Consider the following 10,478-nt stretch of genomic DNA (forward strand, 5'->3'; position numbering starts at 1 on the left):
GCCCAGAGCTTGGGGGCTAGAGCGTCGAATGGTGGCGGCTGAGGATCTGTTCGCCGAAGAGGCTTTCGACCAGTTCCACCACCAGGGCCGCCGTGCGATTGTGATCGTCGTAGGCCGGGTTCAATTCCATGATGTCGAGCGAGCTCATAAGGCCGGAATCGTAGATCATTTCCATGCAGAGCTGCGCTTCGCGGTAGGTCGGTCCGCCGGGCACAGTGGTACCGACCCCGGGCGCGATGGCCGGGTCCAGGAAGTCGACGTCGAAGCTGACATGCAGGTGGCCGCCCAGGCTGGCGATGCGGCCGAGGATGACGTCCATGGTCTTGCGCATGCCGTTCTCGTCGATGCGGCGCATGTCATGCACTTCCAGCCCGGAGTCCACCACCATGCGCTTCTCGATGCGGTCGACCGAGCGGATGCCCAACTGGATGATGCGCGCCGGGTCGATCATCGGCTTGGCATGGCCCAGGCCGGTCAGGGCCTCGGGCCCGTAGCCGGCGGCCACGGCCACGGGCATGCCGTGGATGTTGCCGGAGGGCGAGGTCTCGGGCGTGTTGAAGTCGGCATGGGCATCCAGCCACAGCACGGTCAGGGGCGTGTCCTGCTCCGCGCAGTGTTTCGCCAGCCCGGCGATGGAGCCGATGGCCAGGCAGTGGTCGCCGCCCAGCAGCATGGGGAAGTCGCCGGCCTGAAGGCTGTCGTAGATCGCATCGCGCACCGCCGTGCACCAGGCCGTGACTTCAGCCAAGTGCCGGTAGCCGTCGACCGGTGCCGTGTTGGGGTTGGATGGGCCGGCCAGATTGCCGCGGTCCTCCACCGCATAGCCCAGCAGCCGCAGCGCGTCCGCCAGGCCCGCCACCCGCAACGCTTCCGGGCCCATCGATCCGCCCCGGTGGCCGGCGCCCACATCGGTGGGCGCGCCGATCAGGGCGATGGTCTGGCCGTCCTCAGCCATTCTCTTGATCATCCAATCCTGCTCTTTCGCGGCAGATTCGTGTCACGCTCGACAGGCCGACAGAGTGACCCATCTGCCGGGAAATGCAATCGCGCCCGGGGAGGGCGTCAAGCGCCCCCAAGCCTCCCAGATAGCCCTTACCAACTTATTCATCGACATTTAGCTATGAGTAGATTAATGGAATACCGATGAGCGACCGCATCGAGCAGAGCAAGGCCCTGGCCAGCGACGCGCGGATGCAGATCCTGGACTGGCTGAAAGACCCGCATCTGCACTTCGCGCATCAGAAAACCGGCGACCCGGCGGAGATCGGCGTCTGCGTGACGCTGATCGCCGACAAGCTCGGCATGAGTCAGCCGACCGTGAGCCGGCATCTCGAATTGCTGCGGCGCGCGGACTTCGTCGCCGTGAACCGCATCGGCCGCTGGTCCTACTTCTCCCGCAGCGAGGGCGGGCTTGCGGACTACCGGGCGTGGTTGAATGACACCCTCTGAGCCATGGGCTGGACAACCGGCTGAAACACTGTCGCCGGCGGATCTGGACGCCGCGTTGCTGCCGGGTTTCGAGCGGCGCCGGGTTGCGGCGCCGGAGGGGGAGATCCTCGCCCTGGTCGGCGGCGCGGGGCCGCCGCTGCTGATGCTGCACGGCGATCCGCAGACCCATCTCTGCTGGCATCGCATCGCGCCGCACCTGGCGGAGCGCTTCACCGTCGTCCTGACAGACCTGCGCGGGCGCGGCGAAAGCCACAAGCCGGGGGCCAGCCCGGACCACAGGGCCTACCACAAGCGGACGATGGCGGCCGAGCAGGTGGCGGTGATGGAACGCCTCGGCTTCCGGCGCTTCGCTCTTGTCGGCCACGACCGCGGGGCGCGGGTGGCCCGCCGCCTTGCCCTCGACCATCCGGACCGGGTGGAGCGCCTTGCGGTCATGGACATCGTCCCGGCGCTCGATTTCTACGAGCGGGCGGACGGTGTCATCGCCCAGGACTATTTCTACTTCTTTTTCCTGACCCAGCCCGCGCCGCTGCCCGAGCACCTGATCGCCGGCGACCCCCGGGCCTTCATGCGTCAGATCCTGACCGGCCTTCCGGGCCAGGCAGCGCCCTACGATCCCCGCGCGCTGGAGGCCTACCTCGCCGCCGCCAGCAGCGCGCCGGCGATTGCCGCGATGTGCGAATGCTTTCGCGCCGGGCTGACCGGGGATGTCGCCGCCGACCGCGCCGACCGCGCGGCGGGCCGGCAGATCGCCTGCCCGACCCTGGTGTTCTGGGGCGAAGAGGGGGTGGTGGGACGCCACTTCGATGTGGCGGCGATCTGGCGCGCCTGGGCGCCGCAGGCGGCCTTCGCGCCGCTGCCCTGCGGCCACTTCATTCCGGAGGAGGCGCCGGAGGCTGTTGTGGACTCGCTGCTGGCGTTTCTCGCCTGACGGCGCTTTTTCTTGCGCGCCGCACCCTGGGCTGGCGCGAAGGGGGCCGGTCTCGGAGAACCGACCCCCGCCGTGCTGCCTTACCGGAAAGCGGCGTCGCTGCGCACCTCCGCACCGCGCTGCTCGGCGACGAAACCGGCCACCGCGCTCAGCACCTCGATGCGGGCATTGCCGCCGACCCCGTGCCAATAGGGATAGCGGGCTTCCAGATCGAAGGCGATGGCTTCCGCCTCCGCGCCATCCAGCACGCCGTCCCCGATGGCCGCTGTTACTGCCGCGCCCAGGTCTTCCAGGTAGGCGCGCTGCGCCGCCAGCGCCGGGGCGAGGGGGCCGTGCGGACCGTGGCCGATGAAGATGGTGGTGTCGCCGGCATAGCGTGCTTCGATCTCGTCGAGCTGGACCAGCCAGTTGTCGAGGCTTTCCAGCGGCGCCGGTACGAAGCCGTCGTTGATCAGGTCGCCGACGAAGAGCAGGCCATGGTCGCGCAGGTAGAGCATGGAGGTCACCTCCGCTTCGCTCGGGCCCATCTTGTGTACCTCGAAGCGGAGGCCGCCCAGCTCGATCACGTCGCCGTCGTCGATGGTCCGGTCGGGCAGGTTGGCGCTGATCACGTCCTGGCTCGGGAAGATGTCGCCGTGGCGTGCCTTGCGCGCCGCGTTGTAGCCGCGGCTGTCTTCGCGCATGGAGCGGGTCGTCTCCGCGGCGGCGAAGACCGGCGCATCCGGGAAGGCGGCCTTGAAGAGCGAGAGCCCGCCGTAGTGATCGGTATGCGCATGGGTGATGAAGATGCCGAGGACCGGCTTGCCTGTTCTCTGGATGTGCCGCACCGCGCGCTCGGCCTCGGGGAAGACGCGCTGGGTGTCGATCACGATCACACCCTCGTCGGTCTCGACCCAGTGGGTGTTCGTGGTGTCGACCAGCTTGGGTTGGGCGGCGAAGCTGTGCACGGTCGGCGCCGTTGCGGCGTCTGCAGGCGCGCTGGCGAACAGGGCCGGGGCGGCGAACAGGGCAGGCGCGGCGAGCGCGGCCAGGGCAACGGCCGGGAAGATGGATTTGAAGAAGGCGCCGGTGCGCAGACGCAGGGCCGAGGGATGCAGGGCCGCGAAGCCCGGGGCCGCGAATCTCGGGGCGCGCGGGCGGTCTTTGGCCACAGACATGGCTGTTTCTCCTCACGGTTTTGGGGCCGGGGATCGGCACCCGTCATGACGGTAGATGGGATGTTTGACATCAGTGTCAAATATTGTTTTTATGACGCCAAGAGGCCGCCGTGCCGCAAAAGCGCGCGGCTTTCGCGTGAAGGAGGGTGTCCATGGCCGGCGTGCGGCAGTTTGACGAGGACGCGGTCCTCCAGGCTGTGATGGAAACGTTCTGGGCGAAGGGCTACGGCGAGACCGCGATGGCCGATCTCGCGGCGGCCGCGGGCGTGCAGCGCGGCAGCCTCTACCATGCCTACGGCGATAAGGAAGCTCTGCTGCTGCGCGCCCTCGCGCGCTATGGCGAACGCTACGGCGGTGCGGTCCGCGAGGCCCTGGCCGATCCCGACCCCCGCCGTGCCCTTGAGCGGTTCTTCGAGAGCCACCTGGCGCGCATGGCCGAGGCTTCCACGCCCGACGGCTGCCTGATGTGCCAGACCGCCATGGAGTGCGGCGGCCGCGATCCCGTGCCTGCGGAGGCCGTGAAGGCGAACTTCCTGCGCACGGAGGCGGCGCTGCGGGAGACGCTGGAGCGCGGCCGCGCCGCGGGCAGGCTTCCCGAGGACGCGGATACACAAGCCTTGGCGCGTTTCTTCCTCGGGGTTACCCGCGGCATGGCGGTGCTGCACCGGGTTTATGGCGACCTCGGGCCCGTGCGCGACATGGTACGCAGCGCCTTGCTGGTCCTGGATCAATCCGGCAGACCGTAGGCGCGGCGGTTCGGAGGCTGTTCACCGCAGCCCGCCGGAATTCTCCCCGGCTCTGTTCCGCGACCGCCCGGTGCTTACAGGCCAGCGCTTGAGCAGGGCGGCCAGGGCGGCGACGATGGCCAGGGTGAAGACCAGCCGGCCCACCAGCACAATCCAGACATCGGCGCCCAGCGCCAGCATCAGTGCGGTGTCCTCGATCAGGGCGTGGGACAGCGACAGGCAGGCGAGGGCGAGGAAGCGCGCGCGGGCATCGAACTGCTGATCCTTCGTGGCCTGGATGATGAGCGCACCGCCGTAGGTGAGGCCCAACAGCATGCCGATGGTGGTCATCGGCGCCATGCGCGGATCGAGCCCGATGCCGCGCAGCAGCGGCTCCAGAAGTCGCGTGGTCCAGCGCAGCACGCCGAGCGCCTCCAGCCCGTCGAGCAGGGCGAAGAGCAGGGCGACGATGACAAGGATGGAGGCCAGAGAGACCGCCGTTTCCAGGGCCCAGGCGCCCCACCCGGCATCGGCCGCGCCGCCCCCGAGGAAGATGGGTTCCAGCGGTCCGGAGAGGGCGCCCGTTGCTGCGCAGATCCAGGCCACGGCCGCGCCATAGGCCAGAGCGGCGCCGACGCGCAGCAGACTGGTCAGCAGAAAGCTGGCCCCGGCCCGGCGCACGATCGCCTGTTCCACGGGCAGGGCATGGGCGAAGAGGATCATGGCGCAGAGGATGCTGTGCTGGGCCACCGTCATGCCCAGGTCCGGCAGCAGCACCAGGTAGGCGCCGATACCGCCGTAGACGCCGGTCAGAAGCGCCGTGGCCCAGACGATTCCGGTCTCCGGCGGCAGCCCCGCCAGGCCCATCACCGGTGCCAGCAGCCAGGCCAGGGCCTCCGACAGCCCGAATGCGTTGCCCAGGCGCACCAGGATCATGACCGGCAGCATGATCTGGAGAAGCTCCGCAAAGGTGGTCAGGCTGCGGCGGGCGAGATCGGTGAGATAGCGTGTCATGGTGTCTTCGGCTTCCGTCCGGCAGGTCAACGAGAGCCGAAGAATTGCCCAGCCCTGCCGCACTTTGTCGCCGAAGATTGCGAATTGTTCGCTACAGATTGCGTGGTTTGTGAGATTGCGCAATAATTGTGTTTGTATGGAGCTGGACCAGATCGACCATCGGATTCTCACGCTGCTGCGTCAGGATGCCGATCTGCCCAATACGAGCCTGGCCGAGCAGGTGGGCCTGTCGCCCTCGGCCTGCCTGCGGCGCGTCGCCCGGCTGAAGGAGGGCGGGGTGATCCGGCGCATCGTGGCGCTGGTCGATCCGGCCCAGCTCGACCGGCGGCTTTCCGCCGTGGTGACGGTGAAGCTGGAACGCCACGGCCCGGAGTTTCGCCGCGACTTCATCAAGCGTGTGAGGACCGAAGCGGCGGTGTCCCAGTGCTACATGGTCACCGGCAACATCAGCTGTGTGGTGATCCTGCATGTGGCCGACATGGACGAGTATTCGGCATTGGCCGACCGCCTGTTCCACGCCGACAGCAACGTGGTCGCCTTCACCACCTATCTGGTCATGAGCACCATGAAGGCCGAAGCCTCGCTGGCCATGGAGTAAGCCGCCCACGCGGCCCGCGGCGCCGGTGTCCTTGGCGGTTCAGTCAAAGCGGGCCGCTGCCCGGCAAGCATGGGCTCGCCTTCCCTCAACAGGGCTTTTCGACCACCACCACGGGTTCGTTGTTGTAGCGGCCGGCGCACTCCGAGACCGACGACTTCACCAGCACCTTCTTCATGCGCAGGTCGTAGCCCAGCCAGCGCTTTCGCAGATCCGGCTTCACGCCCGCCTCGACAAGCGACTCTTCGAGCAGCGCATGGCGGAGCATGAAGACCTCTTCGGTGATGAAGAGATGGACATGGGCGCTTTTCGGCGGCCGGCCCGCATAGATCTTGGGGCCGCCGAACACGCCGGCCATAAAGTCTGTCTGCTGGGATTCAAGGTGGTGGCGCGGCACGCCCTCGAAGAAGCCCTTCAGCCAGGGGTGGCTGAGAAGCTTGCTATAGAAGATCCGGTGAACCCGCTCCAGGCAGCCCATGCCGCCAAGTTCGTCGAAAAAGCTGTCGGCCATGGTCCGGCACCCGCTGCGATTCGCTGCACCGCCCGCCGAGACCGACTGTTGCGGAACGACTGCCCGATGGCGGCTGCTTGGGGGCTAGACTAACCACCCGGATTGAATGATCGGTTAAATGCCGGAGGCCCGGTGGATCCGGGTGCGCAGCGACGCCTTAGCGGGCCTGCTCCAGCCCGGCGCGGGCCAGTTCATCGGCCCGCTCGTTCTCGGGGTGGCCGGCGTGGCCCTTCACCCAGTGCCAGCGTACCTCATGCGGCCCGAGCGCCGCTTCCAGGCGCTGCCAGAGGTCGACGTTCTTCACCGGCTTCTTGGCGGCGGTTTTCCAGCCGTTGCGCTTCCAGCCGTGGATCCACTTGGTGATGCCGTCGCGCAGGTAGGTGCTGTCGGTGTGCAGGTCCACCAGCGCCGGGCGCTTCAGGGTCTCCAGCGCAACGATCGCGGCCATCAGTTCCATGCGGTTGTTGGTGGTCGAGGCCTCGCCGCCGCAAAGCTCCTTTTCGTGGCCCTTGAAGCGCAGCAGGGCGCCCCAGCCGCCGGGCCCCGGATTGCCGGAACAGGCGCCGTCGGTGAAGATTTCGATGCTGTCGGGGTCTGCCGCCATGGCGCCGTGCCCAAGCTCCTTCGATCGGTACGGGTGTTTCTAGAGGTCCAGGCCGTAGGCGCCGGGTCCGCGCACCTGTTGGTGAAAGCGCAGCTTCTTCCAGTACTCCAGGGGATCCTTGGGCTGGACGAAGGCGCCCTCGGGATGATGCAGCCAGTCGTAGAGGCGCGTCAGCAGGAAGCGCAGGGCCGAGCCGCGCGCCAGCAGGGGCAGCGCCGCAAGCTCTGCGTCGGAAAAGGCCCGCACCTTCGAATAGGCCTGGAGCAGCATGCGCGCCTTGGTCACGTTGAAGGCGTTGTCGTGCTCGAAGCACCAGGCATTCAGGCAGATCGCCAGGTCGTAGGCGAAGAAGTCGTTGCAGGCGAAATAGAAGTCGATGATGCCGGTCAGCCGCTCGCGCCGGAAGAAGACGTTGTCCGGAAAGAGGTCGGCATGGATGACGCCGGCCGGCATCTTTTCGGGCCACTGGCTTTCCAGCAGCGCCAGTTCCTGTTCCAGGGCTTCTGCGAGACCGGGCATCACCTCGTCCGCGCGCGGGGCGCAGGACTCCAGCAGCGGCCGCCAGCCGGTCACGGAAAGGGCGTTTGCGCGCTGCAGCTCAAAGTCGGCGCCGGCCAGGTGCATGCGGGCCATGGCCTCCCCCAGGGCGCTGCAGTGGTAGGTCTGGATGCGTCTTGGCCAAAGGCCTTCGAGGAAGGAGATGAGGGCTGCGGGGCGCCCGCAGAGTTCGCGCAGGGCCTTGCCGTCCTTGGCCTGAAGGGGGACCGGGCAGCTGATGCCCTTGTCGGCGAGATGCTCCATCAGGCCGAGGAAGAAGGGCAGGTCGGCCGCCGCCACCCGCTTTTCGTAGAGCGTCAGGATGTAGTTGCCGCTTTCCGACTGCAGCAGGTAGTTCGAGTTCTCCACGCCCTCTGCAATGCCCTTGAAGGCAAGCAGTTCGCCGAGGTCGTAGTCGGCGACGAAACAGGCGAGATCCTCTGCGGAGACTTCGGTGTAGACAGCCATGGGCGGGGAGGGGGTTCGTTCGCGGAAGCGGGCAGGGCTCCAGGGGCGCTCAGGCCCGGGGTTCAGGGTCCGGGGTTCAGGGTCCGGGGTTCAGGGTCCGGGGTCCGCCGAGATGTCAGGCCGTGGCAGCCCGGTCGGAGAGTTCTTTCGGCAGTTTGAAGATCACGTCTTCGACGGCCCCGCTGACTTCCTGGATGGTGACGTCGAAATGGGCGCGGCAGGCTTCCAGGACCTCTTCCACCAAGACCTCGGGCGCCGACGCGCCGGCGGTCAGCCCCAGGGTGGACACCCCGGCCAGCTGCGACCAGTCCAGATCCTCGGCGCGCTGCACCAGGATCGCGATCTTGCAGCCTTCCCGTTCGGCAACCTCGACGAGACGCTGGGAGTTGGAGGAATTCGGTGCGCCGACCACGAGCAGGGCGTCGCAGTTCTGGGCGATGGACTTGACCGCTTCCTGCCGGTTGGTGGTGGCGTAGCAGATGTCTTCTTTCTTGGGGCCGTGGATCTGCGGAAAGCGGCGGCGCAGGACCGCGATGATTTCCGCCGTATCGTCGACCGAGAGGGTGGTCTGGGTGATGTAGGCTAGGTTCTCCGGATCCGCGACGGTGATCTGCTCGGCCTCCGCGGCGCTCTCGACGAGCTGGATGGCATTTTCCGGCACCTGTCCCATGGTGCCGACCACCTCCGGGTGGCCGGCGTGGCCGATGAGCAGGATGTGGTGGCCGACGCGCACGTGGCGCTCCGCTTCGCGATGCACCTTGCTGACCAGCGGACAGGTGGCGTCGAGATAGAACAGTTCGCGCCGCTCCGCCTCCGTCGGCACCTCCTTGGGCACGCCATGGGCGGAGAAGATCACCGGCACGCCTTCGGGCACCTCGTCCAGTTCCTCGACGAAGACGGCGCCCTTGGCCTCCAGGGACTCCACCACGAAGCGATTGTGCACGATCTCGTGGCGCACGTAGACCGGCGCGCCATACTTCTGCAAGGCCCGCTCGACGATCTCGATGGCGCGCTCGACCCCGGCACAGAACCCGCGGGGATTGGCCAGAAGGACAGTTAGCGGCCTCTTGCTCATCGTGGTGATCTCAGACCTCTCGGCACTTGTCGCAAGGGAAACACCCTCGGGGTCACTTTCTCTCGGCGTTAATACGGCTCTCGGCGTTAATATGGCGTTCGGACCCGTTTGCGCCAATGGTGCAGGAGCCCCAGGAGTGCACAAAGGCGGGCCTTGTCGCCCGCCCGGCGGTTCCCTAAAGTCCGGCAGTCGAACGAAAGCCGGTCAATCGAGTCGGATGCAGCCCTACTCCTGCGCCCGCCCGCGGACAGTAAACCAGCCGGCCAGCAGAAGGAAGGCTTCATGTCAGACCCGATTCCCGCGCAAAAAGAGCCCTACAAGGTGCAGGTTGAGGCCGGAAAGAAGTACTTCTGGTGCGCCTGCGGGCGGAGCAAGAAGCAGCCCTTTTGCGATGGATCGCACTCCGGCACGGGGATCACGCCGGTCATGTACGAAGCTGCCGCCAGCAAGGATGTGTTTTTCTGCGGCTGCAAGCAGAGCAGCAAGCAGCCGCTCTGCGACGGCAGCCATACCCGTCTTTAGCAAGGCCGCCGCCCGAAGCGAAGCTGAGGCCTGCCAGACATTCTGTGAGTTCCGATGAAAGCTATCCGATCCGCGCCCACCGTTCTCCGCAAGTCGCCCATGGCTGTTGCCTTTGCGGCCGTCGCGCTCCTGGCTGCCTGTGCCGGCGACGATGCGCCGCCGGGGCCCTGTCCGGAAGTGGTGCTGCTCTCCGATGCTTCAAAGCAGGTAAAATTCAACGGGCAGGGGCGTGACCTGACGGACGTGCTCTTCGAGGCGGAAATCGAACCGGCTCTCGTCGCCTGCGAATATGACGAGAATGTCCTGGACGTCGATCTCCAGGTGCGGGTGATCGCTTCGCGCGGCCCCGCTAACAGCGACCGCCTGGCGAACATCAACTACTTCGTCGCCGTGGCGCGTGCCGACCAGACCGTGCTCGCCCGCGAGGCCTTCGACATCGCGATCCCCTTTCCGGGCAACCGTACCCGGGTTTCCGGGCTGGAGGAGATCGGCCAGATCATTCCCCTCGCCGCGGGGGAAACCGGCAGCAACTACCGGATCTACCTGGGATTCGACCTGACGCCGGAAGAGCTCCAGTTCAATCGCGCCAACCGCTGATCCGATCTGTCGGAAAACGCTCTCATATCAATGGGTTGACGGCGATTGCCTGGACCCTCACGAGAGCCTGATCGGTCGGTGGTTGAAAACCGGCGAGCGAAGGGCTAGCTTCCGGTCAGCAACGAAGTGGTCTCACCACTTCGTCACTGCGATGCCAGTGATCCCTAGCGGGAGAGACCGGTCTCTTGACCAGACCGGCGCCGAAGGAGCAACCGCCCCGGAAACTCTCAGGCAAAAGGACCGCAAGGGGGAGGCGCTTCTGGAAAGTGGTCGCAATCCGCCCGTTGGGCGTT

13 protein-coding genes and 1 riboswitch are annotated in these 10,478 nt (G+C 66.9%); of the genes, 6 read left to right on the forward strand and 7 right to left on the reverse strand.

The window, feature by feature from the left end; genetic code table 11:
* Positions 1-16: 16 nt before the first annotated feature.
* On the reverse strand, positions 17-967 hold the full coding sequence (rocF, locus tag Q0982_RS15865) for an arginase (protein WP_299397122.1): 951 nt from the start codon (positions 965-967) through the stop codon (positions 17-19).
* Positions 968-1,143: 176 nt separating this feature from the next.
* On the opposite strand from rocF, the gene Q0982_RS15870 reads away from it, so the two are divergent.
* Complete coding sequence (locus Q0982_RS15870) at positions 1,144-1,449, forward strand: helix-turn-helix transcriptional regulator (RefSeq protein WP_299397124.1); 306 nt, start codon at positions 1,144-1,146, stop codon at positions 1,447-1,449.
* The gene (locus Q0982_RS15875; RefSeq protein WP_299397126.1) at positions 1,436-2,380 is read left to right on the forward strand and encodes an alpha/beta fold hydrolase; all 945 of its coding nucleotides are present in this window, start codon (positions 1,436-1,438) and stop codon (positions 2,378-2,380) included. The genes Q0982_RS15870 and Q0982_RS15875 overlap by 14 nt, the downstream gene beginning before the upstream one ends.
* Positions 2,381-2,460: 80 nt before the next feature.
* Here Q0982_RS15875 and Q0982_RS15880 read toward each other — a convergent pair whose 3' ends face one another.
* Positions 2,461-3,537, reverse strand: a complete 1,077-nt coding sequence (locus Q0982_RS15880; protein ID WP_299397128.1) for an MBL fold metallo-hydrolase — start codon at positions 3,535-3,537, stop codon at positions 2,461-2,463.
* Between the two features lie 152 nt (positions 3,538-3,689).
* Between Q0982_RS15880 and Q0982_RS15885 the strand changes: the two genes are divergently transcribed.
* Entirely contained in the window at positions 3,690-4,283 is a 594-nt protein-coding gene (locus Q0982_RS15885; RefSeq protein WP_299397129.1) for a TetR/AcrR family transcriptional regulator, read from the forward strand.
* Positions 4,284-4,304: 21 nt separating this feature from the next.
* On the opposite strand, the gene Q0982_RS15890 is transcribed toward Q0982_RS15885, so the two are convergent.
* Positions 4,305-5,276, reverse strand: coding sequence for a nucleoside recognition domain-containing protein (locus Q0982_RS15890; RefSeq protein WP_299397131.1), 972 nt, complete (start codon positions 5,274-5,276; stop codon positions 4,305-4,307).
* 136 nt (positions 5,277-5,412) lie between these two features.
* On the opposite strand from Q0982_RS15890, the gene Q0982_RS15895 reads away from it, so the two are divergent.
* Positions 5,413-5,874, forward strand: coding sequence for an Lrp/AsnC family transcriptional regulator (locus tag Q0982_RS15895; protein WP_299397132.1), 462 nt, complete (start codon positions 5,413-5,415; stop codon positions 5,872-5,874).
* Positions 5,875-5,959: 85 nt separating this feature from the next.
* On the opposite strand, the gene Q0982_RS15900 is transcribed toward Q0982_RS15895, so the two are convergent.
* From Q0982_RS15900 to ispH, 4 genes are all read right to left on the reverse strand, one after another.
* A complete protein-coding gene (locus tag Q0982_RS15900; protein ID WP_299397134.1) occupies positions 5,960-6,382 on the reverse strand; it encodes a group 1 truncated hemoglobin in 423 nt (140 codons plus the stop codon).
* Positions 6,383-6,539: 157 nt separating this feature from the next.
* Complete coding sequence (gene rnhA / locus Q0982_RS15905; RefSeq protein WP_299397136.1) at positions 6,540-6,986, reverse strand: ribonuclease HI; 447 nt, start codon at positions 6,984-6,986, stop codon at positions 6,540-6,542.
* A gap of 39 nt (positions 6,987-7,025) precedes the next feature.
* Positions 7,026-7,991, reverse strand: coding sequence for a homoserine kinase (locus Q0982_RS15910; RefSeq protein ID WP_299397137.1), 966 nt, complete (start codon positions 7,989-7,991; stop codon positions 7,026-7,028).
* A 115-nt stretch (positions 7,992-8,106) separates the two neighbouring features.
* Positions 8,107-9,066, reverse strand: coding sequence for a 4-hydroxy-3-methylbut-2-enyl diphosphate reductase (gene ispH / locus Q0982_RS15915; protein ID WP_299397139.1), 960 nt, complete (start codon positions 9,064-9,066; stop codon positions 8,107-8,109).
* A gap of 282 nt (positions 9,067-9,348) precedes the next feature.
* On the opposite strand from ispH, the gene Q0982_RS15920 reads away from it, so the two are divergent.
* Together Q0982_RS15920 and Q0982_RS15925 are read left to right on the forward strand one after the other, a co-directional pair.
* On the forward strand, positions 9,349-9,588 hold the full coding sequence (locus Q0982_RS15920; protein ID WP_299397141.1) for a CDGSH iron-sulfur domain-containing protein: 240 nt from the start codon (positions 9,349-9,351) through the stop codon (positions 9,586-9,588).
* Between the two features lie 99 nt (positions 9,589-9,687).
* On the forward strand, positions 9,688-10,185 hold the full coding sequence (locus Q0982_RS15925) for a hypothetical protein (RefSeq protein WP_299397142.1): 498 nt from the start codon (positions 9,688-9,690) through the stop codon (positions 10,183-10,185).
* 158 nt (positions 10,186-10,343) lie between these two features.
* A riboswitch (glycine riboswitch) is annotated at positions 10,344-10,438 on the forward strand.
* The last annotated feature ends 40 nt before the right edge of the window (positions 10,439-10,478 follow it).

The organism is Pelagibius sp., assembly GCF_028281305.1.
Lineage (GTDB): Bacteria > Pseudomonadota > Alphaproteobacteria > Kiloniellales > Kiloniellaceae > Pelagibius.